22 protein-coding genes and 3 pseudogenes are annotated in these 26,979 nt (G+C 72.1%); 12 read left to right on the top strand and 13 right to left on the bottom strand.

The genetic code is table 11. From position 1 onward, the window contains the following. Positions 1-150: 150 nt before the first annotated feature. Positions 151-1,968: a phospholipase C gene (locus ACFY3C_RS07530; RefSeq protein WP_390770088.1), complete on the top strand. Its 1,818-nt coding sequence runs from the start codon at positions 151-153 to the stop codon at positions 1,966-1,968. Between the two features lie 56 nt (positions 1,969-2,024). On the opposite strand, the gene ACFY3C_RS07525 is transcribed toward ACFY3C_RS07530, so the two are convergent. Both ACFY3C_RS07525 and ACFY3C_RS07520 read right to left on the bottom strand, forming a co-directional pair. Then, entirely contained in the window at positions 2,025-3,284 is a 1,260-nt protein-coding gene (locus ACFY3C_RS07525) for a cation:proton antiporter (protein ID WP_390770087.1), read from the bottom strand. A 39-nt stretch (positions 3,285-3,323) separates the two neighbouring features. Beyond that, a complete protein-coding gene (locus ACFY3C_RS07520; RefSeq protein ID WP_390770086.1) occupies positions 3,324-6,374 on the bottom strand; it encodes an FG-GAP-like repeat-containing protein in 3,051 nt (1,016 codons plus the stop codon). Positions 6,375-6,569: 195 nt separating this feature from the next. Between ACFY3C_RS07520 and ACFY3C_RS07515 the strand changes: the two genes are divergently transcribed. Together ACFY3C_RS07515 and ACFY3C_RS07510 are read left to right on the top strand one after the other, a co-directional pair. Next, on the top strand, positions 6,570-7,571 hold the full coding sequence (locus tag ACFY3C_RS07515; RefSeq protein WP_390770085.1) for a phosphotransferase: 1,002 nt from the start codon (positions 6,570-6,572) through the stop codon (positions 7,569-7,571). A 258-nt stretch (positions 7,572-7,829) separates the two neighbouring features. Further along, positions 7,830-9,299: a N,N-dimethylformamidase beta subunit family domain-containing protein gene (locus ACFY3C_RS07510; protein WP_390770351.1), complete on the top strand. Its 1,470-nt coding sequence runs from the start codon at positions 7,830-7,832 to the stop codon at positions 9,297-9,299. A 22-nt stretch (positions 9,300-9,321) separates the two neighbouring features. Here ACFY3C_RS07510 and ACFY3C_RS07505 read toward each other — a convergent pair whose 3' ends face one another. From ACFY3C_RS07505 to ACFY3C_RS07495, 3 genes are all read right to left on the bottom strand, one after another. Continuing rightward, the gene (locus tag ACFY3C_RS07505; protein ID WP_386577602.1) at positions 9,322-9,510 is read right to left on the bottom strand and encodes a hypothetical protein; all 189 of its coding nucleotides are present in this window, start codon (positions 9,508-9,510) and stop codon (positions 9,322-9,324) included. Between the two features lie 138 nt (positions 9,511-9,648). Further along, positions 9,649-10,233 carry a hypothetical protein gene (locus ACFY3C_RS07500; RefSeq protein WP_390770084.1) on the bottom strand — a complete coding sequence of 195 codons (585 nt, stop codon included), beginning with the start codon at positions 10,231-10,233 and terminating at the stop codon, positions 9,649-9,651. 65 nt (positions 10,234-10,298) lie between these two features. Then, positions 10,299-10,475 carry a hypothetical protein gene (locus ACFY3C_RS07495; RefSeq protein WP_390770083.1) on the bottom strand — a complete coding sequence of 59 codons (177 nt, stop codon included), beginning with the start codon at positions 10,473-10,475 and terminating at the stop codon, positions 10,299-10,301. A 153-nt stretch (positions 10,476-10,628) separates the two neighbouring features. Here ACFY3C_RS07495 and ACFY3C_RS07490 point away from each other — a divergent pair. From ACFY3C_RS07490 to ACFY3C_RS07480, 3 genes and pseudogenes are all read left to right on the top strand, one after another. After that, positions 10,629-10,726: pseudogene (locus ACFY3C_RS07490) on the top strand. 10 nt (positions 10,727-10,736) lie between these two features. Next, positions 10,737-11,462: a hypothetical protein gene (locus ACFY3C_RS07485; RefSeq protein WP_390770082.1), complete on the top strand. Its 726-nt coding sequence runs from the start codon at positions 10,737-10,739 to the stop codon at positions 11,460-11,462. A gap of 232 nt (positions 11,463-11,694) precedes the next feature. Next, positions 11,695-12,708, top strand: a pseudogene (locus ACFY3C_RS07480) (endo-1,4-beta-xylanase); the annotation flags it as partial. 55 nt (positions 12,709-12,763) lie between these two features. On the opposite strand, the gene ACFY3C_RS07475 reads toward ACFY3C_RS07480, so the two are convergent. Both ACFY3C_RS07475 and bla read right to left on the bottom strand, forming a co-directional pair. Beyond that, the gene (locus tag ACFY3C_RS07475) at positions 12,764-14,368 is read right to left on the bottom strand and encodes a carbohydrate-binding protein (protein WP_390770081.1); all 1,605 of its coding nucleotides are present in this window, start codon (positions 14,366-14,368) and stop codon (positions 12,764-12,766) included. 224 nt (positions 14,369-14,592) lie between these two features. After that, positions 14,593-15,513 (bottom strand): class A beta-lactamase, encoded by a 921-nt coding sequence (gene bla, locus ACFY3C_RS07470; RefSeq protein WP_386577597.1) that lies wholly within the window; start codon positions 15,511-15,513, stop codon positions 14,593-14,595. Between the two features lie 131 nt (positions 15,514-15,644). On the opposite strand from bla, the gene ACFY3C_RS07465 reads away from it, so the two are divergent. The 4 genes and pseudogenes from ACFY3C_RS07465 to ACFY3C_RS07450 all read left to right on the top strand — a co-directional run bounded on the left by ACFY3C_RS07465 (position 15,645) and on the right by ACFY3C_RS07450 (position 19,008). Further along, on the top strand, positions 15,645-16,643 hold the full coding sequence (locus ACFY3C_RS07465) for a LysR family transcriptional regulator (protein ID WP_390770080.1): 999 nt from the start codon (positions 15,645-15,647) through the stop codon (positions 16,641-16,643). Then, entirely contained in the window at positions 16,640-17,575 is a 936-nt protein-coding gene (locus ACFY3C_RS07460; protein WP_390770079.1) for a serine hydrolase, read from the top strand. Before ACFY3C_RS07465 ends, ACFY3C_RS07460 begins: the two co-directional genes overlap by 4 nt. Positions 17,576-17,859: 284 nt before the next feature. Then, the gene (locus ACFY3C_RS07455) at positions 17,860-18,318 is read left to right on the top strand and encodes a cyclic nucleotide-binding domain-containing protein (RefSeq protein ID WP_390770078.1); all 459 of its coding nucleotides are present in this window, start codon (positions 17,860-17,862) and stop codon (positions 18,316-18,318) included. Between the two features lie 41 nt (positions 18,319-18,359). After that, positions 18,360-19,008 (top strand): annotated as a pseudogene (locus ACFY3C_RS07450) (CBS domain-containing protein). A 15-nt stretch (positions 19,009-19,023) separates the two neighbouring features. Here ACFY3C_RS07450 and ACFY3C_RS07445 read toward each other — a convergent pair. Further along, a complete protein-coding gene (locus ACFY3C_RS07445) occupies positions 19,024-19,626 on the bottom strand; it encodes a hypothetical protein (protein WP_390770077.1) in 603 nt (200 codons plus the stop codon). Between the two features lie 322 nt (positions 19,627-19,948). Between ACFY3C_RS07445 and ACFY3C_RS07440 the strand changes: the two genes are divergently transcribed. Beyond that, on the top strand, positions 19,949-20,326 hold the full coding sequence (locus tag ACFY3C_RS07440) for an STAS domain-containing protein (RefSeq protein WP_390770076.1): 378 nt from the start codon (positions 19,949-19,951) through the stop codon (positions 20,324-20,326). A gap of 70 nt (positions 20,327-20,396) precedes the next feature. Here ACFY3C_RS07440 and ACFY3C_RS07435 read toward each other — a convergent pair whose 3' ends face one another. Continuing rightward, complete coding sequence (locus ACFY3C_RS07435; protein WP_386577591.1) at positions 20,397-22,778, bottom strand: phosphoketolase; 2,382 nt, start codon at positions 22,776-22,778, stop codon at positions 20,397-20,399. 48 nt (positions 22,779-22,826) lie between these two features. Continuing rightward, positions 22,827-23,669, bottom strand: coding sequence for a universal stress protein (locus ACFY3C_RS07430; RefSeq protein WP_390770075.1), 843 nt, complete (start codon positions 23,667-23,669; stop codon positions 22,827-22,829). A gap of 113 nt (positions 23,670-23,782) precedes the next feature. Here ACFY3C_RS07430 and ACFY3C_RS07425 point away from each other — a divergent pair, with 113 nt between their 5' ends. Next, the gene (locus ACFY3C_RS07425) at positions 23,783-24,451 is read left to right on the top strand and encodes a CBS domain-containing protein (protein ID WP_386577589.1); all 669 of its coding nucleotides are present in this window, start codon (positions 23,783-23,785) and stop codon (positions 24,449-24,451) included. A gap of 13 nt (positions 24,452-24,464) precedes the next feature. On the opposite strand, the gene ACFY3C_RS07420 is transcribed toward ACFY3C_RS07425, so the two are convergent. From ACFY3C_RS07420 to ACFY3C_RS07410, 3 genes are all read right to left on the bottom strand, one after another. After that, the gene (locus ACFY3C_RS07420; RefSeq protein ID WP_390770074.1) at positions 24,465-24,908 is read right to left on the bottom strand and encodes a universal stress protein; all 444 of its coding nucleotides are present in this window, start codon (positions 24,906-24,908) and stop codon (positions 24,465-24,467) included. Between the two features lie 115 nt (positions 24,909-25,023). Next, positions 25,024-25,677, bottom strand: coding sequence for a response regulator (locus ACFY3C_RS07415; protein WP_390770073.1), 654 nt, complete (start codon positions 25,675-25,677; stop codon positions 25,024-25,026). Then, the gene (locus ACFY3C_RS07410; RefSeq protein WP_390770072.1) at positions 25,674-26,867 is read right to left on the bottom strand and encodes a sensor histidine kinase; all 1,194 of its coding nucleotides are present in this window, start codon (positions 26,865-26,867) and stop codon (positions 25,674-25,676) included. Before ACFY3C_RS07410 ends, ACFY3C_RS07415 begins: the two co-directional genes overlap by 4 nt. Positions 26,868-26,979 lie beyond the last annotated feature (112 nt).

The following is a 26,979-nucleotide window of genomic DNA, read 5'->3' as shown; positions in this document are numbered from 1 at the left end:
GCGGGTCAATTCACCGTCAAGGTTTGCCCCAGCGTCCCTGACCCGGTGTTCACTCCCGCGCCACCGCCCCTCCGCCGCCGCGCCCCGTCGCTCGCGCAGCATCCGTGCTCGTACGACGCACAGACGTTCCCGCCCGGAGGGTGAACCACCATGGCCAGCAGAGGAAGACGAGCGGCGACGCGGAGCATCACGGCGCTCGCCGGAGCGGCCGCGCTCACGGTGCTCGGCAGCAACGCGCCCGGCTGGGCGGCGGTGCCTTCCGGGCCGTCCTCGACCGCGACGCCCATCAAGCACGTCGTCGTGATCTTCGACGAGAACATCTCCTTCGACCACTACTTCGCCACGTACCCGAAGGCCGCCAACACGGACGGCACGAAGTTCAAGGCGTCGAGGAACACCCCCAAGAACATCGACACCCTCGCCCACGCCGGGCTGCTCAGGACGAACCCCAACCAGTACACGCCGAAGCGGCTCTCCCCCGCCCAGGCGATGACCTGCGACCAGAACCACTCCTACGGAGCCGAGCAGTACGCGGCGAACGGCGGCAGGGCCGACCAGTACGTGCAGAACACCGAGGTCGACAAGTGCAGCGGGGGCCTGTTCGGCGAGCCCGGCCTCGTCATGGACTACTACGACGGCAACACCGTCACCGCGCTGTGGAACTACGCCCAGCACTACTCCCTGTCCGACCGCGCCTTCAGCTCGGTCTACGGCCCCTCCACGCCCGGTGCGCTCAACCTGATCTCCGGTCAGACGCACGGCGTGGTCTCCGTCGACCCGGCCACCGGCAAGCGGACGGCGACGCCCGACCCGTACACCGTCAAGTCGCCCGACGCGAAGGGCGTGGGCACTGTGATCAACGACCCCGACCCGGCCTTCGACGACTGTTCCGGCAAGGACCACACCAGCACCAACGCGCTGGCGGCCATGCAGGGCGCCAACATCGGTGACCGGCTGAACACGAAGAAGGTGTCCTGGGGCTGGTTCCAGGGCGGCTTCCGGCCCTCGACCGCGTGGAACGGGACGTCCGGGTCGTACGCCAAGTGCGACACCACGCACACCAACGTGGACGGCGCGGCCGTCACCGACTACAGCCCGCACCACAACCCGTTCGCGTACTACAAGTCGACGGCCAACCCGCACCACCTGCCGCCGAAGAGCGTCTCGGAGATCGGCCACAACGGGCAGGCCAACCACAACTACGACCTGACCGACTTCACCGCCGCCGTCAAGGCGGGCAAGCTCCCGGCCGTCAGCTTCGTGAAGGCCGGTGAGTACCAGGACGGCCACGCCGGCTACTCCGACCCGCTCGACGAGCAGCACTTCCTCGTCAAGCAGATCAACGCGATCCAGCGCTCGCCGCAGTGGAAGTCGACCGCGGTCGTCGTCGCCTACGACGACTCGGACGGCTGGTACGACCACGCGTACGCCGCCCCGCGCAACGGCTCGAAGGACACCTCGCTCGGCTCCAACGGCAAGGCCACCGACAGCCCGGCCTGCCAGAACGGCCCGAAGGCGTCCGGCGGTTACGCCGACCGCTGTGGTCCTGGCACCCGCCAGCCGCTGCTCGTGATCTCCCCGTACAGCAAGGTGAACAAGGTCGACCACACGCTGACGGACCAGGCGTCCATCACCCGGTTCATCGAGGACAACTGGCACACGGGCCGCATCGGCGACCACTCCTTCGATGCGACGGCCGGCTCCCTGGCGGGCATGTTCGACTTCGGGCACCCGAACAACAAGCAGGTGCTGCTGAACTCGGACGGCTCGGTGAAGTCCGTCGGACCCGTCAAGTACGTCGCCCCGGTGGCCACGAGCATCACACCCGGCCCGGCGATGCAGAACACGGCTGCCACCACCGGCACTTCGGGGATCCCGGCCCTCCCGGTCGGCCTCGGTGTGGGCGCCCTGCTGGCCGCCGGCGTCACGGGCACGTACCTCACACTGCGCCGCAGGCGGCAGGCCTGACCGACACCGCTCCCCAACGAGTGCGCCCCCGGCCGACGTCCGGGGGCGCACCCGGTTCAGGCTCTGACGGATGGCCGGGGGTCGCTCATGCTGCTCGCTCTGCCCATCAGCTGCAGCAGCGGACCGGTCATGAGGGTGGTGACCAGCGCCATGAGGACCAGGACGGCGTACAGGTCCTGGCCGATCAGCCCCGCCGACCTGCCGACGTCCAGCACGATCAGCTCGGTGAGCCCGCGGGTGTTCACCATGACGGCGACCAGGGCCGACTGCCGGGTGTCCAGGCCGTGCACCCGGGCCGCCCCGTAGGCCGGTACGACCTTGCCGGCGGTCGCCACCACCAGGAGCACCCCCAACAGGCCGAAACCGTCCGCGCCCACCGTGCCGATGTCGACCGACAGCCCGGTGGACACGAAGAACAGCGGCAGCAGCATCCCGGAGGTCTGCTCCATCGGCCGCAGCACGTCGGCGCCCGGCACACCGTCGCGGCGCGGCATGGCCAGCCCGGCGAGGAACCCGCCGAAGACGGCGTGCAGGCCGAGTGACTCGGTGACCCACGCACTGCCCAGGGCGAGGACCAACGCCACCGGGACGGGATTGCTCAGCAGCGTGGCCGGCCGGTTCAGCCACCAGCGCAGCGCGGGCCGGACCACGCCGAGGACGAACGCGGCGAAGGCCGCCAGCAGCGCCAGGGCGACCGGCCAGGACCAGCGGGTGGCCTGCGCGGAGTCGCTCCCGGAGTCGCTGAGCACCGCCGCCAGCACCAGCCAGGCCGCCACGTCCATGAAGCCGGCCGCCGCGATCGCCACCGTTCCCGCGGGAGTGCCGGCGGCCCCGCGCTCGCGCACGATGGCCGCCAGCACCGGCAGGGCGGTGATCGAGAGCGCCACCGCCATGAACATCGCGAACGAGTGCTGGCCCGCGTGCCGGGGGTCCACGGCGGAGAACAGTCCGCCGCACAGTTCCACGGCCCCGACGGCGAGCGCCATCGGGGTCAGCAGGGCCGCCACCGCGACGCTCACCGCGGTGCGTCCCGCCCGGAAGGTGCGGAACTCGATCTCGTAGGCCGCGACGAACAGGAACAGGACCACGGCGATCTGAGCCAGCACCGACAAAAACGGCCGTGCCTCAGCGGGGAACAGCCGCGCGGACGGGTCCCCGGGGAGCCGGCCCAGCAGGGTCGGTCCCAGGGCGATCCCGGCGAGGATCTGGCCGATCACCGCCGGCTGCCCCAGACGCCGGGCCAGGCCCCCGAACACCCAGGACACCAGGACGACGAGGGCCACGTCCCCGAGAACGGTGGCTACGAGATGACTCACGAGGGCACCTCTCTCGCGGAGTGCCGGAGCAGACCCGTGCTAGAACAGACCCTTGTACGTGCCCCAGCCCGTGCCGACCTTCGTGCGGGCACCGAAGGAGCCCTTGCCGGTGCCGTTGGTGCGCCACAGCGCGCCGGAGGTGTCGCGGGCGACGAGGTCCGCCTTGCCGTCGCCGGTGATGTCGCCGACGCCGATGACGGTGTTGTAGGAGGAACCCCAGTCGTCGAAGAGCTTCACCCGGGCCTTGAACGTGCCCGAGGCGGTGCCGCTGTAGCGCCACAACTTGTTCGACTTGTCCTGGACCAGCAGATCACCGCGGCCGTCGCCGTCGAGGTCGCCGGTGCCGACGACCTTCTTGTAGCCGGACCAGTCCGCGTACAGCTTCACCCGCGCCGCGAGCTTCCCGGAGCTGGTCGCCTTGTACAGGTAGACCGCACCGGTCCTGGCGTTGCGTGCGACGAGGTCCGCGCGCCCGTCACCGGTCACGTCACCCGGCGAGGTGAGGACGTCGTACTGGTCGAAGCCCGTCCCCAGCACGGTCTTCGCGGTGGACGGCGTCACGGCCTTGCCGCATCCGGGCCGGTAGGCGCGCAGGGTGCCGTCGGCGAACCGCACCAGGACGTCGTTGCAGCGGTCGCCGTCGAGGTCGCCGAACGGGACGGCCTTGACGGAGGCCGCCCAGCCCGAGCCGGTCACCTTGCCCAAGAAGCCTCCCTTGCCGTCGCCCTTCTGGATGCTCAGGGCGCCGGAGGAGGTGAGGGTCAGCAGGTCGCCGATGCCGTCGGAGCCCGCGTAGTCGCGCTGTACGGCCGCTGCGCCGGTCACCTTGACGGTGCCGGAGGTGGAGAGTGCGGATCCGATGCCGTCGGCCGGAGTGGCGGTGAGCGTCCAGGTGTAGGCGCCGTTGGGCACCAGTGCTCCGCTCTGCGCCTTGCCGTCCCAGTTCACCCGTACGGCGCTGCGGGTGGGCCCGCCGTTCCAGGTGCGCAGGACCTTTCCGGTGGTCTTGCTCTTGAGGGTCACCTGCCAGGAGGCGGCCGGCTTGGACAGCCACCAGCGGCCGTCCCACCGCGCCGCACCGCCGGCCGCCGCGAACGACGTGGGAGCGGTGGAGTCGGGGGCGGTCAGCCTGGACGCCAGCCAGGTGTAGTCGTAGGCGCCGACGACATGGACGGCACTGTCCGTGTCCACGTAGGCGACCTTGTTGGAGCGGCGGTCGACGGTCCAGGTGACCCCGCGGGTGTCGGCGGACGTCGTGGACGCTAGGCCGGTGATCTCGCCGAGGGAGTCGGTGACGTCGTTGAGGACCTCGGTCAGCCGGATCGACTTCTTGGCGGGGTCGTAGTAGCCGTAGAAGCCGTCGCCGAGGAGCACGTCCCCGACCGGGGCGTCGTACGTCTTGTCCATGTAGGCGAGATTCTTGATCCCGGCCTTCTTCTGGGCGGCACAACTCCAGTACAGAAGCGTGCCGTTGGCCCGCAGGTCGTTCGGTGTGCAGCCGCCGCCGGTGTCGACGGTCCGCACCGCCTTGCCCGTGCGCAGGTTGGTCGCGACCACCTGGCCCGCGGTGCTGGACGGTGTCCACAGCGTGCCGTAGTCGAGGACGGCCGCCTGGGCGGTCAGTTCGCGTACGACCTTGCCGGCGGCGATGTCCACGACGTACTGCTTGCCGCCGCCCGCGTACAGCACGTACTGCGGGGACACGTCGAGGATGCGGCCGTCGGCGGCGGGCAGCGCGATGTCGCCGTTGGGGTCGTCGGCCGTGGTGAGGACGTCCTTGCCGGTGGCCGGGTCGGCGGTGAGCTGGGCGAGGCCTTCGTCGCCGCCGTCGGCGAAGCGGCTCGCACCGGTGCTGCCGGAGGTGACGGCCGGGGTCAGCGGCGCCCCGTCGGCCGGTGTCAGGGCGGTCCCGATGTCCTGGCTGTGGAGGGTGCGGGTGCCCCGCAGGGAGTTGAGGAAGCGCACGGTGCCGCGATCGAGGCCGAGCGCGCCGACCGAGCCGTCGTAGTGGACGGGAGCGATCGACTGCCAGGGCGTGACGGAGACGCCGCCGCTGTCGTCGCCGGCGAGGAAGTACAGGGTGCGCGGGCTGTCGGCGGTGGCCCGTCCGATGACGGCCACCGACTCGCCGGTCTGCCAGGCCTGTTCGACGTCGGCGAGGACCGTGGCCGCGTCCCCGCCGAGCGACAGCTTGTGCAGTGCACCGCCTGAACCCTCGTACCACAGCAGGTTGTTGCCGACGACGAACGAGGTGACGTCGCTGTCCGGCGACGAGGTCGGCACGGTGCGGACGCCGGGCGTCTCGCCCGCGCTGGCGCGCGCCCGGATCCGGATGCCGGCCCCGTCCTCGCGGGTGTACCACGACACCCAGGAGCGGGTGAGCCGGAAGCTGCTCGCCGGCCCGGTCACCTGGAGTGCGGTGACGGTGCCGGAGAGGGCGTTGACGATGCCGTAGGCGGCGCGGCCGTCCTTCTGGTAGCGGATGACGAAGTCCGCGCCTCCGTCGGCGGTCGCGAGGATCCGCGGTTCGGCCTCCGCGGTCGCGCCCTCGGGCAGCTGCACCTGGACGTCGTAGGAGCCGCCCGAGCCGTTGGGCCTGAGGACCCGGTACTCGTGGGTGCCGTCGGCGAGTTGGTGCGAGGCGAGCGCGAAGCCGCCGCTCATCTGCGGGTGTTGGTAGCCGCTCGGCAGGTTGAAGGAGTACGTGTAGCCGGTTTCCAGGTTGTACGCGGTGATGGTGATGCTGCCGTCGTCCGCGGTGGTGGAGTAGAAGACCCGGTTGTCGTAGTCGTACGTGTCGAGGATGGACTGCGCCGGTACGCCGCCCAGGGCCGGTACGACCTTTCTGCTGCTGCTCCAGACGTATCCGTCGGTGCCCTCCTGCTGGTACAGCACGCCGAGGCGGCCACTGGTCACCACCGTGAACGGGCGGTCGACGTCGGCGTCGGGCGCGGCGATAGTGACTCCGGTGGTGACGGCGTACGCGGACGCGACCAGTGGCGAGGCCAGTCCCGCGGTCGTGACGAGCGCCGTGGCGACGGTGACGACGGCGCTCCCCGCGCGCGTCAGCCGGTGATGCCGTGCAGGCACGGTTCCCCCCTGTATGCGGCTCTGGTGTCAGAGCTTCTCTGTCATGTCTCCCCAGACATGTGTTCGTGAGCATACAAGTGGCCGATGAATCAGGTGTGTTGTGCGATCGGGTTACCGGAAGTCGAGGCCACGGCCGCACCATGAGCCTCCCAAAAAGCGCTGGTCGATCTCCGGTCCGGATGCTGGGATGGCCCGATGTACGATCTTGCGTCGCCGACCGTGGACCGGGGCCGGTACGCGGACGCGGTGACTCCCTGGGAGCAGGAGTCCTGGCGGACCGCGGCCCTCGACTGGGTGGAGGCCGGGCTTGCGGCACACGGGCTGCGGGTGACCGGCCCGCTGAGGGTGCGGCTGCGGCCGTGGTCCGTCCTGGTGCGGGTGCCCGTGGCCGGGCGTGCGGCCGTGTGGTTCAAGGCGAATCCGCCGGCCAGCGGCTTCGAGGGCGCGCTGACCGCCGCGCTGGCCCGCTGGGTGCCTGAGCACGTCCTGGAGCCGCTCGCGGTCGACGCCGGCCGTGGCTGGTCCCTGCTGCCGGACGGGGGTGACCTCTTCCGGGACGTGCTGGAGCGGGAGACCGTGGAGCCCCGCGTCTGGGAGGACCTTCTCCGCCAGTACGCGAGCATGCAGCAGGCCCTGGTCCCGCACGCGTGCGCGATCGAACGGCTGGGCGTCCCGAGCGCCCGGACCGCGGAACTGCCAGGAATCTTCGACGAGTTGCTCGCCGAGGACACGGCACTGCGGCCGGACGAACGCGCACGGCTCGACGCGCTGCGGCCCCGCCTGGTCGACTGGTGCGCCGAACTCGCGGCCTCGGGCATCGCCGACTCCCTCGACCACTCGGATCTGCACGACGGCCAGCTGTTCAACCCGGAACCGGGCCGGTACACCTTCTTCGACTGGGGCGACGCCGCCGTCTCCCACCCGTTCTGCAGCCTTCAGGTCACCGCCCGGCGGGCCTGCGACCGGTACGGGTCCGACGTGCTGGCGCGCCTGCGCGACGCCTACCTGGAGCCGTGGACGGGAGCCGGACGCACGTCAGCGGAACTCCGGCGCGCGGTGCGCCTCGCGTGGCGGCTGAGCGCCCTGGGGCGTGCCCGCGCCTGGGGCCGCCTGTTCCCGACCGCGCCCGGAACCGCTCCCCTGGCCGCGCAGAGCGCCCGCACCCTGCTGGAACTCACCGAGGATCCTCCGCTGTAGACGGCCGGACACCACTCGTACGGCACAACGCCCGGCGCCCCGCCCCGGGTGCCGTCGTCACGGTGTCCCGCTGCGACCGTCCCCGCCGGTGCCGGCGCCCCGGAGTCGTCGTGCGGTTGCGGGAGGCGGAGCCGGATCGGGAGCCTGGGCGAGGGACGAACCGGGCCGGATCCGGGAGGCGTGGTGATTCCAGCGCACGGCATACCCACCGTGGACCGCCGACGCTTCCTGGCCCTGTGCGCGGGCGCGGGCCTGGGCATGGCCGCCGCCTGCGCGCCCGCGCACCCGCCCGCGCACCCCCGCCGGAACAGCGGGCTGCTTCCGGAGGCCGAACAGGACGCGCCGGGCACCGCCGACTGGCGGATCCGCTCGGCGGGCCCGCCGGACGCCGTGACCGGCTACACGGACCAGGTGAGCGTCGCCCCCGGCCAGGAATGCGGCCTGCACGTGTCGACCACCGCCGCCTCGTTCCGGGTCTCGGCGTTCCGCGTCGGCTGGTACGGCGGCAGGCAGGCCCGCCTCATCTGGGCCTCACCGCGCATACCCGGCCGCACTCAGCCGCCCCCGCACCTGCTGCCCGCCACCCGTACCGTGCGCGCCGACTGGCCCGCCGCGCTGAGCATGGACACCACCGGGTGGCCGGAAGGCGCCTATCTGCTGCGGCTGGAGGCCGACACCGGTCACCAGCGTCACATCCCGCTGATCGTCCGCTCCGCCGAGGGTGCGGGCCGCACCGTCCTGCTGCACGCCCCGGCCACCTGGCAGGCCTACAACCGCTGGGGCGGCTACAGCCTCTACGCGGGCGCCTCGGGCGCGTACGCCACCCGGTCGCTCGCGGTCAGCTTCGACCGCCCCTACGAGGGCAACGGCGCCGAGAAGTTCCTGGTCCACGAGTGGGCCCTGGTGGTGCTGGCCGAACGCCTGCGCATCCCGCTCGCCTACACCACCGGCGTCGACGTGCACCGGGACCCGTCGGTGCTCCACGGAGCGCACACCGTCGTCTGTCTGGGGCACGACGAGTACTGGACGCCCGAACAGCGGGCGCAGGTCACCCGCGCCCGGGACGCCGGGACGAACGTGGCCTTCCTCGGCGCGAACACGTGCTTCCGCCGGGTCCGCCTGGAGGACGGGGAGGGGGCGGGCGACCGTACGGTGGTCTGCTACAAGACGTCCTACCGCGCCGACCCCCGCTATGCGTCCGACCCGGCGCTGGTGACCACCGACTACCGCAGCCCGCCCGCCGCCGACCCGGAGTCCTCGCTCACCGGCGTCCTGTACGAGGGTTATCCGGTCGACGCCCCTTATGTCGTGCACGCCGCCGATCACTGGCTGTACGACGGCACCGGCGTGCGCCCCGGCGAGGCCTTCGCCCATCTGGTGGGCGTCGAGTACGACCGTGTCACGCCCGTCTCCCCCGCTCCCGGCCCCCTGGAGATCACCGCGCACTCCCCCGTCGTCTGCGCCGGCCGCCCCAGTCACAGCGACTCGGCGTACTACACGGCCCCGAGCGGTGCCGGGGTGTTCGCGACCGGCACCATGCGCTGGGTGGAGGGGCTGCTCGCCGGCACCGGGGAACTCGGCCGCGACCACGGCATGGACGGCCGCACGCGCGGGTTCGTCACGCGCAGCACGGAGAACCTGCTGCGCACCTTCGCGCAGGGCCCGGCCACCCGCACCGGCCGGCCACCGCGTCCGAACGTGGACGAGGTGTACGGCGGCACGGTCTGACGGCGGCCGGCGGGCCCCGGCGTCACTGTGCCGGGTGCCCCGTGGCGCGGAGCCGGTCCCTGCGGGCGAGGTTGTAGAGCCGCAGCAGGTGCTTGGCCACGGCACAGGGCGCGGCGTCGGCGTAGCACTGGCGGCACGTCTGCACGTGCTGCTCGTAGGTGAAGCGAGCGCTTTCCAACGGATCGTTGTGCGCGTCATTGACAGATGACATGGAGATCTCCGGGCAGGGCGCGTCCTGGGAACCGCGCCGAGTTGACTGACTGGTACACCCAGAGCAAAGGTCATCATGTTACTTGCGGTACTGGGAAACTGGCCGGTAACTACGTCCGACCTGGCCGGGACCGTGCGGTCAGTGGCCACCCGAGGGCTGGTCGCACCCATCGTGGTCGGGGTAGCCGCCGAAGGCGTCCGCCTTGGTCGTGGCGCCGTCCAGGTTCCCGGCCAGGCTGCCTTCCACGCACACCGGGTAGTCGTCGACCTGGACGAGGAAGCCGACGCCGCCCCCGCCCGGGTACACCTGCACCTGCCCGCCGGAGTACCCAAGGTCGATGAGGGCCTTGCGGACGCTCTCGGGACTGAACTGCCCGCGCCTGCGCTGTGGTTCGAGCGCCTCCCGGACGCGCGCGACGGCCGCGAGGCCCTGGCAGCGGCGCTTGCCGTGCAGCTCGAACGGGATCATGAATCCGTGGTTCTCGGCGTAGTGGTCGGTCGGTGGTGCGGTGGGGCTCGGGGTGGCCGTGGACGGCCGCGGCGAGGCGGTGGGGCTCTCGCCGGGGCACGGAAAGTCCTTGGGTGTGCTCGGCGTCGCCACCGCGCTGCGCGAGGACCCGCCCGCGCCGGCGTCGCCCCCGGCCCGCTGTGTGCCGCATCCGGCCGCCAGCAGCGCCAGCAGGACCGTCCCGGCCCGGACCCCCGTCGTCCTGATCTTCGTCATGCGCCGATCCTGACCCGATGCCTGGGTCGGTGTCATGAGTTCTCATACTCAGAAGACGAGCCGTCTCAGCCGACGTCGGCCCGCTGCTCCCGCAGGGGTAGGGCGTGGTTCATGAAGGCGGTCGGGCCCACCTCGAAAGCGGCGCGGAGGCGGTGTGCGACGCCGAGGGCCGGCCCACCGGCCACCTCGTCGAGCATGCCGCGATGGACCTCGTGGCGGACGTCGCACCGCGGCCGTCGCACGCCGAGCGGCGCACCCGGCTTCTGGACGGGCGGCCACGTGGGGCGCCGGGGCGGGTGACAGGGCACCCCGTCAGCGGCGCATCAGTCCCCCGTCAGCGACTCCTGCCACTCTCATTCATGTGAACGGCACGGGAAACCGGAGGCCGGGAACAGGGAGAGGTGCCCGGAGTGGCTGATCGGGGACCTACGAGCACGCCTCAAGGTCGGGCCCCACGGGGCCCACGCAGGTTCGAATCCTGCCCTCTCCGCCAGAATGTGCGGGTGAACGACTGTTGCCCGGCCCAGCGGGACCCCGCTCCGGAGTGGTACGGACGGCTTCACGTCCGTACCACCGACCTCTCCCCGGCCTCGTGGCTCACCGAGTCCACCCCTGGGTACGCCATGGGAACGGTCGCGGGAGTCGCCGCGCCCGGCTTCGCGGCCTACGCGAGGGTCCTGCATCCGGCCTCCCTGGACGAGCGGCCGGTGCGCTGGTCGACGGTGGCCGCCGCGCACGGCACCCGGGTGACCCCGACCACGCGCTGGCACGAGGTCATCGGGGTGGGCGAGGACTACCTGAACCGCTCCGACCTCGGCCTGCCCGGCGTGTGGGACGAGCATCCCGGCGAGGGACCGACCCCGCCCGATGTCGCCAGGGCCCTGATCCCTGTGCTGGGCCGGCACACCCGGACCCCGGAGCGCTGCTGGTTCGGTCTGTGGTCCGGGTACGGGCGGTGGGAGTTCGACGGGATCCCCACGTTCGCGACGCCCGGCCGGGACGAGGTGCTGCTCGCCGGAACCCTGGCCGACGCCGTCTCTCCGCCGGCCCTGGACGAGTTCGCCGAACTGCCCGACCTGTGGTGGCCCGAGGACCGTGCCTGGTGCGTGGGCGGTGACGTGGACCTGGTCAGCACATACGTCGGCGGATCCCCCCAGCTCATCACCGAGTTGCTGTCCGACCCGGAGCTGGAGGCCCACGCCGTGGGGGCGGGCGACCCGGTCGGCTGAGCATCACGCCTCCTGCCCTTTCGTGCTCTTTGGCCACTGCCAGGCGAAACATTTCGACGTCAACTCCGAATGATGCGAGAGGTATTGACGCCACCTCCACCCCTTCTATCATCCGGATCGCCCGGCATGACGATCGGCGTTCGATTCTCTGAACAGCATGAGGCAGGGCTTCTTGCTGGAAATGTCATGCCCCCGACAGCAACCCGCAGCATCCGACCGTACGAGGAGAACCATGAAGTTTCCGACCAGGCCCGACCGGCGCCGCGCCTCTCTCTTAGGTCTGCTGATCGCCGGCACGCTCCTGGCGACCGGCACGGCCGGCGCCGTGCCCACGGCCGTGAAGGCGAGCACTCTCGGCGCTCAAGCCGCCCGGTCGGGGCGGTACTTCGGGACCGCCGTGGCGGCGGGCAAGCTCGGCGACGGGACCTACTCGGCGATCCTGGACCGCGAGTTCAACATGGTCACGCCCGAGAACGAGATGAAGTGGGACACCGTCGAGCGGTCCCGCGGCTCGTTCAACTTCGGCCCCGCCGACCAGATCGTGAGCCACGCCACCGCGCACGGACAGCGCGTGCGCGGCCACACGCTGGTCTGGCACTCCCAACTGCCCAGCTGGGTCAGCGGTATCACGGACGCGAACACCCTGCGCAGCGTGATGAACCACCACATCACCACCGTGATGAACCACTACAAGGGCAAGATCTACGCCTGGGACGTGGTCAACGAGGCCTTCGCCGACGGCGGCAGCGGGCAGCACCGCAGCTCGGTCTTCCAGAACCTGCTGGGGGACGGCTTCATCGAGCAGGCGTTCCGCACCGCCCGGTCGGCCGACCCGTCGGCCAAGCTCTGCTACAACGACTACAACATCGAGAACTGGACGGACGCCAAGACCCAGGGCGTCTACCGCATGGTCCGCGACTTCAGGTCCCGGGGCGTGCCCATCGACTGTGTCGGCTTCCAGAGCCACTTCGGCAGCTCCGGGCCGCCCGCGAGCTTCCGGACCACGCTGGCGAACTTCGCCGCACTCGGCGTGGACGTGCAGATCACCGAGCTGGACATCGCACAGGCGCCCCCGACGGCGTACGCGAACACCGTCAAGGCCTGCATGAACGTGTCCCGCTGTACCGGCATCTCGGTGTGGGGCATCAGGGACAGCGACTCCTGGCGCAGCGGCGAGAACCCGCTGCTCTTCGACGGCTCGGGCAACAAGAAGGCCGCGTACAGCTCGGTGCTGTCCGCGCTCGGCTGAGCACGGGAGCCGGCCCGCGCGCGTGCCTGCGCGGGGCCGGCTCACGGGTCGGCTACGGCGTGACGACAGCGCCGCCGAACGTCACCACGAGATGGCCGTCCGAGGCGTAGGACCAGCCCAGGGCACCGGAGTACGAGGTACACCGGGAGCCGTTGGTGCCGGACCAGAACTGGTTGGAGCTGTCGGCGTCACCGACGGTCTTGTCGTTGGAGCCGCTGACGGAGAACCGGCACGAGGTGTTGGTGCGGAACACCGAAGTCCCCGCGTCGAAGGAGAAGTTGCGCTCCGCGTTGTCGACGCTGACGTTGTTCGAGATCGCCATCGTGCCGGGGTTGCTGTTGTAGGTGAACCCGTGATGGCCGTTCTTGTAGGCGATGCTGTGCCGGACGACATGGTTGACCGCGATGTCGTCGCCGCCGAGCTTGTAGCCGTTGCGGTCGCCGTTGGCGTTCACGGTGCCGTCGGAGAGGGTGCCGTTGCCGTAGGAGAGGGAGTTCTCGATGGTCACCGGGCCGATCGCGCCGGTGTCGGTCTTGGTGTAGAGGTCCCAGCCGTCGTCGATGTTGTTGTGGGAGACGTCGTACCGGAAGACGTTCCCGGTGCCGGTGGTCAGCTTCGCGGCGAAGCCGTCGGCGTCCTCGCCGTCGGAGTCGGCGTTGTCGTGCGACTCGGAGCTGACGATCAGGTTGTTCGACGGCCACTGGCTGCTCGGGGTGCTGGAGGAGATCCGGCCGAGCTGCAGCCCCGTGTCGCGGTTGTACGCCGTCACCGCGCGCTCGACGACGTTGTTGCTGCCGCCGACGTAGATCCCGTTGTCACCGGCGTGTTGCACGGTGAGGCCGTAGAGGTGCCAGTACGAGGCGTTCAGCTGGATCCCGCGGTTCGACGAACTCTCGCTCTGGGCCGAGAAGTTCAGCACCGGGGTCTCGCCGGGGTAGGCGGACAGCGTGGTGCGGGCGGCGGCCGTGCCGTCGTTGCCGGCCGGGATGGTCACCGTCGACGCGTAGGTGTACGTCCCGCCGCGCAGGTAGATCGTGCCGCCGGACGTGATGCGGCTGATGGCCGAGGTGAGCGTCGTCGGGGCCGACTCCGTGCCAGCCGCGCCGTCGGTGCCGCTCGGCGAGACGTAGAGCACGGTGCCGGTCGGCGCCGTGGAGACGTCGGCGTCCACGTAGTCGATGTTGGGCAGGCCCGCGGAGGTGGTCGGGTTGAACCGGATGGTGTTGCTGCCCGCGGTGACCGGCACGGTGAGTGTCTTGATCACCCATGTCCCCCAGGCGCCGGTGGCCTCGAACGACGCCGAGCCGGCCGCCGAGCCGTTCACAGTGACGTCGGCCGGGCGCGCGGTGGTGGTTCCGTTGGCGAAGCGGACCTGGAGGGTCGCCGTGCCCGCGCCGGCGGCGTTCACGGTGAACTGGGCGTAGGCGCCGCTCGCGTTGGCGCCGTTGCAGAATCCGCTGCCGGAGTAGCCGGTCCAGTCGGAGTCGATGGTGCCGGTGCAGACCGCGGGGGAAGTCTCGGCCTCGATGGGGGTCCCCCCGCTCGAGCGAAGCCGAGAGTGGGGGAGGGTGGTCGCGGCCTGTGCGGTGGTGCCGGACAGCGCGACGAGCGTGCCGGCGATCAGGCTGGCGCACGCGATGGCTGGTCTCAGGTGCATCGGCTTGTCTCCAGGGGTCGGTTCGGCTGGGCGGGTGCGGTGCCGGGGTGCCGTGGTGCGACGATGCTGAGGTTCGAGTGCGTGAACTCCACTGCCGGGCGATTGCGGCAACCCGGCAGTGGAAAGCGCTTTCACCGACCGTAGGGAGGTGCCATGAGTGCGTCAATAGCCTTGTACTTGATCAGAATTCAGTGACCTGAACCGGCCGGAGGGGACTGCCTGGCCTACTCGCCGGGGGCGAGGGTGCGCGCCAGGACGCGGGCCGTGTCGGCGACCAGGGCGTCGTCCACCGGTGCGTCCTTGGTGGCCTTCGTGGACAGCACGGCCAGCACGATCGGTGTCCCCCTGGTCGTCCAGGCGACGCCGATGTCGTTCGCGGTGGCGTAGTCCCCGGTGCCGGTCTTGTCGCCGAGGACCCAGCCCCGGGGCAGCCCGGCGCCGAACCGTTTGGCGCTGGTGGTGTTGCCCTTCAGCCAGGTGACGAGCTGCTCGCGGCCGGCGTCGGCCAGGGCCCGGCCCAGGGTCAACCGCTCGAAGCTCCGCCCGACGGCCTCCGGCGTCGTCGTGTCGCGCAGGTCGCCGGGGATCGCGGTGTTGAGGTCGGTCTCCCAGCGGTCGAGCCGGCTCACCCGGTCGCCGAGCGACCGGAAGAAACGGGTGAGGCCGGCCGGGCCACCGATCTGGCGCAGCAGGAGGTTGCCGGCCGCGTTGTCGCTGTACTGGATCGCGGCCGCGCACACGTCGCCCACCCGCATGCCGGTGGCGAGGTGCTCCTCTGTCTTCGGCGAGTTCGCCAGGATGTCGTTCGGCGGGTAGTGGATCACCTTGTCCAGCGGTGCGCAGCCACCGTGGTCGCGCAGTACCGCCGCCGCCGCGAACGCCTTGAACGTCGAGCACATCGCGAACCGCTCCCCCGCGCGGTACGCGACGACCCGACCGGTGCGCACGTTGTGGGCGTACACGCCGAGCCGCGCGCCGTACCGCTGCTCCAGATCGCTCAACTCGGTGTGCGGATCGGCCGTTCCGGCGCCCGGGGCGGCTGAGGCGGTCGGCACCCCTGCGGCGGGGGCCACCACGGCGGCGGTGGTGAGGGCGAGACCGGCCTTGAAGAGGCGGCGGCGCGGCATCGGATGGGCACTGGTCATGTGCGGAGTTCTCCCTGGTCGTCCGTCGTCGGCTTGGTGGATCTTCGACGGGGACCAGCGAAACAGCCGGGCTCCACTCATGTCCAAGAGGGAACTTTGAACGCCTCATAACTTATTGATATGACTGCTGGATGGATCTCCTCGCGCACCTCGAGGCGTACGTCGCGACCGTCGACGAGTCGAGCTTCTCGCGCGCGGCCGACCGGCTCGGGATCGCCCAGCCGCTCCTCAGCCGCCGCATCAAGACGCTGGAGGCCCACTTCGGGGGCCTGTTGTTCGACCGTTCACGGCGGCAGGTCACGACGACGGAGCTGGGTCTGCTGCTGCTTCCGTACGCGCAGGACGTGCTGGACCGGGCCCAGCGGCTGGGGCAGGTCGCCCGGTCGGCCCGCCAGGCCCAGATGCGTGTCGTGGGGGTGCCCACGGGCTGCGCCCCGGTGGCGCTGGCGCGCGTCATCCGCGCGGGCACCGAGCGCGGGATCACGCTCGGCATGCGCGAACTGTCCCCGGCGGAACGGGTCTCCGGACTCGCCGACGGTTCGCTCACGTACGCTCTGATGCGCGTTCCCCCGGAGCACGCCGGGGTCCGGGTACCGCTCGGGCTGGCGTCGGCGGCACCGCCCGACGCGCCGGAGCCGGCGACCACCGGAGCGAGCGGCAGGCGGCGCGCGATCCATCTGGAGGACCTGCGGCCACGCCGGAGCCGGGCCACGACCGGTGAACTGCCCGCCGCGCTGCCCATCCTGACCCTGACCGAGGACGAAGTGCCCTACGCACAGGACCGATTGATCCGCGCCGCCGCCCGCGCCGGGCTGCCGGAGGGCCTGCTCAGGCCGGCCGGACCGGCGGCCACGGCCCTCGCCGAGACCCTGGCCGGCGGGGCGGTGCTGCTGTGTGCCGAGCCTTTCGCCCGGCAGCACGGGGCGAGTTGGGCGCCGCTGGCCGACGCCGCACTGCACCGGGGGTACGACATGCAGGGGGCCCGAGGCCGGCGCGGGCCGCTGGACGTACCCGGCTGGCTGGCCGTGCTGCTCGCCGCGGCGGCCGGTGCCGCGACCGGGGCGCCTGACACGGCACGGCCCGGGTCGGCTGCTGCGGACGCCTCGGCGCGGCTGGCGGCACGCGGATGAGCGCGGAACCGGTGTACCGCCCGGCCTACGTGGCCGGGGACGGCGCCCTGCTCGACGTCGCCGAGGCGATCGCGGCGGACTGGGCGGCGCTCGGGGTCCGTGGCTCGTTCCTCGCCCGCAACCTGGACTCGGGTGAGCAACTCGGCTTCGACGTCGACGAGATGATACCCCTCGCGTCGGTCGTGAAGGTACCGCTCGCCCTGGTCGTGCTGGACCGGATCGCGGCCGGGGAACTCGACCCGGCGCACCCGGTCACGGTGGACCCGGCCACCAACAGCGTCGGCCCCACCGGGCTCGCGGCGTTCCGGCACCCGGCCACCGTGGCCGTCGGCGACCTCCTCCTCCTGATGCTCTCGGTGAGCGACAACGCCGCCGCCGACGCGCTGTTCGGCCTGGTGCCGGTGGCGGACGTCGACACCCGCCTGCGTGCGTGGGGGTGCGGCGGTATCCGGGTCAGGCATCGCATGAACCACATGTACGAATGCGCGGCCGGAGCCGCCGGCAACGACTTCTCGCTCGCGCTGGAACTGGCCGTCCGCGACGAGCGTGCCGGACGGCACACCATCGAGACCCTGGATCCGGCCCACGCCAACGTCGGGTCGGCCTCGGCGCTGGTGGACCTGTTGCAGCGCGTGTGGGCGGACGAGATCTCCCGGCCCCGGGCGACGGCCGAGCTGCGCCGCCTGATGGGCTTCCAGGTCTTCACCCAGCGACTGGCGAGCGAACTGCGCGCGGACACGCTGCGGTGGAGCGGCAAGACCGGCACCTTCCTCCATCTGCGGCACGAGATCGGGGTGGTGCAGGCCGAGTCCGGCGATCGGATCGCCATGGCCGCGCTCACCCGCGCGGACCGGCGGGCCGGCCAGGCCCCGGACATCGACCTCGCGATCGGGATCGGCGCCCGACAGGCGTTCGAGGCGTTGCGCGGCTGAGGCGGCGGGGCCTGACGGCCGACGGGCGCCGGATCAGTCCCCGCCGAAGAGACGGGCACCGGATCAGTCTCGCCGAAAATGAGACGGCCACCTGGAGTTCCCGGTCTCGCCACCGTACGTAGGCGCGCGGGTGCGTTCGGTAACCCGCAGGTGGTGCAGCCGGGCCCAAGCACCCCCGGCGGGACCGAGCGACCTGTTGTGGGCGGGCCCGGACGAGCACAGGCTGGGAGCAGGAGTCCCACGGTCGCGAGGGCTACGGGTCTCGAGCGAAGGGAGCCGGAGCGATGACCTCCGTCACCACCATGAGCGCGGCCCTGCCCGCCGAGCATCGTGTACGGCTGATGCAGCTCGCCCGTGAGGTCTCTTTCGCGGCCGGGACGCGGTTGTTCGAGGAGGGCCGGCGCGCCGACCGCTTCTGGATCGTGCGGACCGGGACCGTCGCCCTCGACCTGCGTGTGCCCGGCCGTCGTCCCGCCGTCATCGAGTCGCTCGAACACGGCGAACTGGTCGGCTGGTCCTGGCACTTCCCGCCCCACCTGTGGCAGCTGGGGGGCGAGGCGCTGACTCCGGTGCGGGCCTGGGAGTTCGATGCGAAGGCGGTCTTGGAGCTGTGCGCCGCCGATCCCGAGTTCGGGCGGGCGATCGCGGTCTGGGTCGGGCTGGTCGTGGCACAGCGGCTGCACGCCTCCCGGGTCCGGCTGCTCGACCTCTACGCCCCCTACGGCAGCGGTGGCCTGGAATGACCGCTCCTCCACCGGCATCGTCGGCCCGGCCTGCGGAGACCATGGCCGGCGGCCCGCGCCACGTCGGCGACGTGATGACGCGAGCCGTCGTCACGGTGGGCCGGGCGGCCCTGTTCAAGGACATCGTCCAGCGGATGGCGCAGTGGCACGTCGGTGCCCGTACTGGAGGGTGACGGCCGGGTCGTCGGTGTGGTGTCCGAGGCCGATCTGCTGCCCAAGGAGGAGTTCCGGGAGAACGATCCGGACCGGTTGACGCAGCTGCGCCGGCTGTCCGACCTGGCCAAGGCCGGCGGGGTCCGGGCCGAGGAGCTGATGAGCGCCCCGGCCGTGACCGTCCGCGCCGACGCCACGCTCGCCGAGGCGGCGCGGATCATGGCCCTGCGGCACGTCAGGCTGCTGCCCGTGGTGAACGCCGAGGGTGTTCTGGAAGGCGTGGTCGGCCGTGGGGACCTGCTGACGGTGTTCCTGCGCCCGGACAACGACCTCGCCGACGAGGTCCGGCGGGACGTGGTCGACGTCCTCTTCCCCGCTCCGGTCGAGCCCGTGCACATCACCGTCGCCGAAGGGGTCGTGACCCTGACGGGACGGGTGCGCGACGCCACCCGGATTCCGCTCGCGGAACGCCTGGTACGGGGCGTGGAGGGTGTGGTGGGCGTGGACTGCCGGCTGACCGTGGCCGACAAGGACTGACATCACCGCCGCTGCTCAGGTTCCGCCGCTGCTGTAGTTCCGCCACTCGGGGCCGATCCGCTTCCATTCCTCGTCCCACTCGGACATGCGCCGGCGCATGCGCCAGGTGCGGACCAGCCAGCCCCCGGTCCAGACGGCCACGCCGGCCGAGGAGGCGGCGAGCACGCCGGTCAGGGTCGACTGCAGGGCCGCCTCCGTGGTGGAGAGGGGCGGCGACACCATCCGGTTCGTGCTGTCCGTCCACACCGTGAGCCGGCTGCCGGCCGGGGCGCCCGGGTAGACCTTGGCCCGGTCGGTGTGCACCGAGCCGTCCGGGGCCGTCCAGCGCACACTGGCCCACACCCGGCCGTCGTCGTAGCCGCTGCCGTTCGGCGGGGTCCTGGCCGCGTCGTCGGTCAGCACCGCGGACACCGCGTGCACCTGGGCCCGCCGCGCGGAGAACGCCGAGTCCACCGATACGGCGGCCGCCGCGCCCGCGACGGCGCCGCCGACGAGCACGAGGATCCAGATGACGAGCACGATCCAGGCCTCGACGACGTCGCTGTGCCGCCGCAGCGGGTTGCGACGCCATCGCCACCAGCGCACCCGGGTCACATTCGTGGGAGGTGTCCGCGTCATCGGTCGCCGCCTCCTCTCGCATACCGGCGGCCACCGGGCAGGGCGTGCGCTCCCGCTCGGCGTCCGGTTCCGGGCCGAGGTCCGGGTGACGGGGCTGACCGGGCAGCGCCCACCGCGGGCGGTGAGCGACACGGCACGGTGTGGTGCACCCGGCCGACAAGCGTCACCCCACCATCGTGCACCTCGAAACGGATCGGTGCCGCCCGCAGAGACAAAGAGTCTTACGACGACGCAGATCTGGTCGGCACGGTGTCCCGGACAGTCCCGGGGTAGGGGCCGATCGGCCCTTCCTCGCATCCCGGGAGACCGATTGGCTGGTGTCATGTCCGAGAATCAGCCGGTACCGGCACAGGTGGCCACGCACCACCCGCCCCACGGGGCGGTCGTCGTACCGCTGCACGGCGAGATCGACCTGCTGACCCTGCCCGCGCTGTCCCAGCGGCTCGACGCACTGACCGAGGACCCGCGCCCGGACCTGGTTCTCGATCTGCGGCCGGTCGCGTTCATCGACTGCGCCGGGCTCGGGGTCCTGTGCCGGGCCCGGAACCGGACGCTGGCCCGGCAGGGCCGGCTGCGGCTGGTCTCCGACACCCCGGGCTTCCTGGGGTTGCTGCGGGCGACGGGCCTGTCGGGCGTCTTCGAAGTGCTTCCGAGTCCCCCGCCGGCCTCGGTGCCGGACCCGGACGGCACCTCCCGCTAGCTCGGGAGGTGCCGTGTGACGGGGGTGCGCCGGCGGCTGCTGGAGCGTGCCGCGGGACGACGGGGCCGGTTCAGCTGTGCCAGCTCCAGTCGGCGACCTCCGGCAGGTCGGTGCCGTGTTCGCGGATCCAGTCGTGGTGGCGGGTGCGGACGTCGGCCATGGTCTGGCGGACGCCGGCGGCGCGCATCGCGAGGCCGGGCACGCGGTCGATGACGTCCATGACGAGCCGGTAGCGGTCGAGATCGTTGCGCACGACCATGTCGAACGGGGTGGTCGTGGTCCCGGACTCCTTGTAGCCGCGCACATGCAGGTTCTTGTGGCCCGTGCGGCGGTAGGCGAGGCGGTGGATCAGCCACGGGTAGCCGTGGTAGGCGAAGATCACCGGCTTGTCGGCGGTGAACAGCCCGTCGAACTCGAAGTCGCTCATCCCGTGCGGATGCTCCTCGCGCGGCATCAGCCGGGTCATGTCGACCACGTTGACCACCCGCACCGCGAGCTGGGGCAGGTGCCGGCGCAGCAACTGCGCGGCGGCCAGCACCTCTTGAGTGGGCACGTCACCCGCGCAGGCCAGGACGACGTCCGGTTCCTCGCCGTTCTCGGTGCCGGCCCACTCCCAGATCCCGGCGCCGCGGGCGCAGTGGACGCGGGCCTGGTCCAGGGACAGCCAGTCGTAGCAGGGCTGCTTGCCGGCCACGATCACGTTGACGTAGTCCCGGCTGCGCAGGACGTGATCGGTCACGGACAGCAGGGTGTTGGCGTCCGGCGGCAGATAGACGCGCACCACCTCGGGGCTCTTGTTGAGGACGTGGTCGACGAAGCCGGGGTCCTGGTGCGAGAAGCCGTTGTGGTCCTGCCGCCACACGTGCGAGGTCAGCAGGTAGTTGAGGGAGGCGACGGGGGCCCGCCAGGGCAGCCGGCGCGAGGTCTTCAGCCACTTGATGTGCTGGTTGACCATGGAGTCGACGATGTGCACGAACGCCTCGTAGCAGGAGAACAGTCCGTGCCGGCCGGTGAGCAGATAGCCCTCCAGCCAGCCCTGGCAGAGGTGTTCGGAGAGGATCTCCATCACCCGGCCGTGCCGGTCCAGGTGTTCGTCGACCGGGAGCGTCTCGGCCTGCCAGGCCTTGCCGCTGGCCTCGAAGACGGCCTGGAGCCGGTTGGAGGCGGTCTCGTCCGGTCCGACGAGCCGGAAGTCCCGCCGCGCGCCGGTGTCCCGCATGACCTGTTCGAGCAGGTTGCCCAGGACCCGGGTGGGTTCGTGCAGGGTCGTGCCGGGCTTGTCGACGGGTACGGCGACGCCGTCGAGGGCCGGCAGGGGCAGCTCACGGACGAGGAGGCCGCCGTTGGCATGCGGGCTCGCGCCGAGCCGCTTCGTCCCCTCGGGGACACAGGCGAGGACGTCCGCGACGGGCCGGCCGTCGGGGCCGAACAGTTCCTCGGGCCGGTACGAGCGTAGCCACTCCTCCAACTGCCGCAGATGCTCGGGGTTTTCCCGGACTCCCGCCAGCGGGACCTGGTGGGCGCGCCAGGTGCCCTCGACGGGTACGCCGTCCACCTCGGCGGGCCCGGTCCAGCCCTTGGGGGTGCGCAGCACGATCACCGGCCAGTGGGCCCGCTCGGCGCCGCCCGCCTCGCGGGCGGTGCGCTGGATCCGGGCGATGCGGTCCAGCGCGTCGTCCATCGCCGCGGCCATGGCCCGGTGCACCTGCTGCGGATCGTCGCCCGTCACGTGCAGGGGTTCGTGGCCGTATCCCCGTAGCAGGGCGTCGAGTTCGGGCTCCGGCAGGCGGGACAGCACCGTCGGGTTGGCGATCTTGTAGCCGTTGAGGTGCAGGATCGGCAGTACGGCCCCGTCGTGCACCGGGTCGAGGAGCTTGTTGGAGTGCCAGGAGGCGGCCAGTGGTCCGGTCTCCGCCTCGCCGTCGCCGATCACGCACGCCACCAGCAGGTCCGGGTTGTCGAGGGCGGCGCCGTAGGCGTGGGCGAGCGAGTAGCCGAGTTCGCCGCCCTCGTGGATCGAGCCGGGGGTCTCGGGGGCCACGTGGCTGGGCACCCCGCCCGGGAAGGAGAACTGCCTGAACAGCCGTTCCATGCCCGGCGCGTCCCGTGACACGTCCGGGTACGTCTCGCTGTAGCTGCCCTCCAGCCAGGAGTTGGCGAGGACCGACGGCCCTCCGTGCCCGGGACCCCACACGCACAGCGCGTCGAGGCCGCGCGCCCTGATGACCCGGTTGAGGTGGGTGTACACGAGGTTCAGGCCGGGGGACGTGCCCCAGTGGCCCAGCAGCCGGGGCTTGATGTGCACCGGCTTCAGCGGCTCGGTCAGCAGCGGGTTGGCCATGAGATAGATCTGGCCCGCCGCGAGGTAGTTGGCGGCGCGCCAGTGCGCGTCCAGGGTGCGCAGTTCCTCGTCGGTCAGTGCGGGGGCGTCCGGGTGGGCGGCCTGGGGCATGAGGACTCCGGAGATCATCGTCGGTTGCCGGCAAGTTTGCCGGGAATGTCAGGAAAGTTCGGGTACCACGGCCACCGGGCAGGCCGCGTGGTGCAGCACCCCGTGGGCGACCCGGCCGAGCTGCGGGCCGAAGTGCCCCGGGCGGCGCCGGGCGCCCACGACCAGCAGGGCGGCATCGCGGGAGGCGGCCAGCAGGGCGTCGCGGGGGCGGCCGGAGACGGTGCGCCGCAGCACCTCAAGGCCGATCGGGACGTCCCGCAGCGCCTCGTCCAGTGCCAGGGCGGCGTCCGGCTCCCGCTCGCCACTGCCCAGCAGGGTGCCGGTGACCCCATGGCGCGACACGTGTACGGCCTCCAGGGGCACCCCGCGCAGGCCGGCCTCCTCCGCGGCGAACCGCAGGGCCGCCGAACCCGCGGGTTTCTCGTCGACTCCCAGGACGATCCGGCCGGGGGTCCCGGGGCGGTCCTGGTCGTCGTCATGGCGCAGCACGACGACCGGGCAGTGCGCTTGCTCGGCCACCGCGACGCCGACCGAGCCGAGGATCGCCTCGGTCATGCTGCTGCGGCCGCGGTGCCCCAGGACCACCGCGAGCGCGGAGTGGCTCTCCCGCACCAGCGCCTGTTCCGGTTCCTCGGGCAGCACGTCGGTGGTGACGTGCACGTCCGGTTGTCTGCGGTGGGCGCGCCGCTCGGCGGTCTCCACGATCTCCTCGGCGATCACCTGTTCGGACGGCCGGTCGACGCCCTGGGCGAGAGAGAACCCCTCGTAGCGCTCCCAGAGGGACGCGTACACCAGCCGCAGCGGTGTACGGCGCAGGGCCGCGTTGTCGGCCGCCCAGTCCACGGCCCTGAGGCTCGATTCGGACCCGTCCACGCCGACGACGATGCGCATGGCCGCTACCTCCCGGAGAGGGGAATCGGATTCCAGCCTGGTCGTGCGGGGCACCCGGTGCAAGGGCCCCTCGGCCCCGCCCGGTTCCCGAACGCCCTACGAGGGGAGTCACCATGTACGGCACCCCGTACATCGTCAGCGATGTCATGACCCACACGGTCGCCGCCGTCGGCCGGCGGGCTCCCTTCAAGGAGATCGTGCAGCTGATGCGGGACTGGCGGGTCAGCGCCCTGCCGGTGCTTGAGGGAGAGGGCCGGGTCGTCGGTGTGGTCTCCGAGGCCGACCTGCTGCCCAAGGAGGAGTTCCGGGACACTCCGGAGGAGGGGTACGTCCGGCTGCGCCGCCCCTCCGACGTGGCCAAGGCCGACGCGCTCACCGCGGACGACCTGATGTCCTCCCCCGCGGTCACCGTCCGGCCGGGCGCCACGCTCGCCGAGGCCGCGCACCTGATGGCGCGGGCCGGGGTCAAGCGGCTGCCCGTGGTCGACGAGGTCGGGCTGCTCGAGGGTGTCGTCAGCCGCGCCGACCTCCTCAAGGTCTTCCTGCGGGGGGACGAGGAGATCGCCGAGCAGGTGCGGCACGAGGTCGTGGCCGAGCTGTTCCCGCCGCCGGACTCGGCCCTGCACGTGGAGGTGGAGGACGGCGTCGTGACGCTCGTCGGCCGCGTGCGGGACCCGGGCCTGGTTCCCGTGGCCGCGCGCCTGGTGCGGGCCGTGGAAGGGGTGGTGGACGTGGCGTTCGACCTGGCTCCCGACCCGGAGCACCGCACGAGTTCGCCCTGACGGCGCCCCGGCCTCAGGCCGTCCCGGGACGCACGATCACCACCGGGCAGGTGGCGTGGTGCGTCACGTGCGAGCTGACGGAACCGAGCAGGGCGCGGGCGAAACCGCCCCGCCCCCGGCTCCCGACGACCAGGCACTCGGCGCCCTCCGCGGCCCGGAGCAGGACGTCCGTGGGATTGCCCTGCACGACCAGCGGCCGTACCGAGGCGGCTGCCTCGGCGCCGAGCGCCTCGGTCAGTTCCTGTGTCATCCGGTCCCGGGCCTCCGCCTCGTCGACGTCCATGTCCACCGGCGGCCCCGACCAGCTGTACAGGCCCGGCAGCTCCCAGACGGCCACCGCGTCCACCGTGGCGCCGATCAGCCCGGCGTAGCGCACGGCCCAGCGCAGGGCCGCGTACGAGGACGGCGACCCGTCGACACCGGCCACGATCCGGGGCCGGGATTCCTCCGTGTCCATGTGTCCCACCTCTCTCGCGGCCAGAGCACCGGCCTCGCCGTTGGATCCCCCATGCCCCACGCTGCGCGAGGTCGCGCCGCGCCGCCACAGCAGCGCAGCCGGGGGCATGACGGCCTCAGGGCAGCAGCCGCTGTTCCTTGGCCACGGCCACGGCGCCCGCCCGGGTGTCCACGCCGAGCTTGTCGTAGATGCGGCGCAGGTGGGTCTTGACCGTGGCCTCGCTGATGTACAGGGCTCGGGCGATGGCGTGGTTGGGCAGGCCCTGGGCGAGGTGGGCGAGGATGTCGCGTTCGCGCGGGGTGAGGGCGGGGCGGGGGTTGCGCAGCCGGGACATGACGCGGTCGGCGACCGGCGGTGAGAGGGCGGGGCGGCCCAGGGCGGAGGCGTGGATCGCGGTGAAGAGGTCCTCGGCGCGCTCCGCCTTGAGCAGGTAGCCGGTGGCTCCGGCCTCGATGGCGCGGGTGACGTCCGCGTCGGTGTCGTACGTCGTCAGGACCAGGACGTGCGGGGCGGGGGTGAGGGCGCGCAGTCGGCGGGTGGCCTCGACGCCGTCCACGCCCTCGCCCAGCTGCAGGTCCATGAGCACCACGTCCGGCGTCGTCCTGCGGGCCAGCGCCAGCACCTCCTCGCCGCTGCCGGCCTCGCCGACGACCTCGATGTCCGGGGCGCTGTGCAGGAGGGCCAGCAGGCCGGCGCGTACGACGGCGTGGTCGTCGCAGACGAGGATGCGGACGGGGGCCTTGGCGGCGGGCTCGGGTGTCCCGGTCATCTGGGCTCCAGTGGGATCGCGGCGGACAGGGCCGTGCCCTCGCCCGGTGCCGACTCGATGGTCAGGGTGCCGCCCAGCTGGCGCAGGCGGGCGCGGATGGCGGGGAGGCCGTGCCCGCGGCCTTCGGCTTCCGGGACCGTACCGGTGTCGAAGCCCCGGCCGTCGTCGGTCACGTCCAGGACGATCTGGTCGTCCAGGCAGGTGAGGGTGAGGGTCGCGGTCGTGGCGGCTGCGTGTTCGCGGACGTTGGCCAGGGCTCCCTGAGCGATGCGGAGCAGGGCGGACTCCACGGGGGCGGGCAGTGCGGCGGGCGGAGCGCCCTCCGTGTGGACGCGGACGGTGAGCGTGGGTGTCGTCTCGCGCTCGGCGACCGCCCGCAGCGCCTGGAGCAGGCCGCCGCCCTCGGCCAGGTCGGCCGGGGTCAGGTCGTGGACGAAGCGGCGGGCCTCGGCGAGGTTGCGTTCGGCGATCGACGCCGCCGTGCGGACGTGGTCGCGTGCGGTGTCCGGGGAGGTGTCCCAGAGGCGGTCCGCGGCCTGGAGGAGCATGCGCTGGCTGGACAGGCCCTGGGCGAGGGTGTCGTGGATCTCCCGGGCCAACCGCTCGCGTTCGGCGAGGGTGCCCTCGCGGCGCTCGGTGGCGGCGAGTTCGCGGCGGGTGCGGACCAGGTCGTCGATCAGGGCGTCGCGGCGGGCGGACTGGCGCTGCATGACGACGTAGACGGTGGTGGCCACGGCGGCCACGGCCGGGGGCGCGAGCAGCACGTTGGGGTCCGGCCAGCCCGCGAGGCTCAGCTGGGCCGCGACGGCCAGCGCGGTCAGCAGCGCCACCAGCGAGATCGCGGCGCGCGCGGGGAGGGTGCGCAGGCCGGTGTAGAAGAGCGGGACCGCGCTCCAGGCGAAGCTGGGCGCCAGGACCACGAGGAGCGCCCAGGTCGCCACCACCAGGCCCAGCCAGGCCAGCCGGCGCGGGGTGGGGCGGGTGCCGAGGGCCGGGCCGAGCACGTACAGCACCGCCAGCAGGGCGGAGAGGGCGATGATCCAGGGGGTGCGCGGGCCCTCGGCGTGCCGGGCCAGGTAGCGGGCGAGGGACGCCGCCAGCAGCACGAAGAACGCGGTGTGCATGACGACGGTGAGGGCGCGGGTGTCGTCGCGTTCGGGTACGGCCACCGGTGAATCCTCCCTTGTCATCGCGCTGAGCTGGGCAAACACCCTCCATTGTTCCCTGGCCCCGCGGGTTGGGGGTCATCCGATCGGATGACCCCCGAGGCAACCGGTCCGTCGACCTCCTCGGCCCGGATCC

It is taken from the genome of Streptomyces sp. NPDC001410 (assembly GCF_042895235.1).
Lineage (GTDB): Bacteria > Actinomycetota > Actinomycetes > Streptomycetales > Streptomycetaceae > Streptomyces.
The sequence above is the reverse complement of the archived record's forward strand: the minus strand, read 5'-3'. Positions and strand labels throughout refer to the sequence as shown.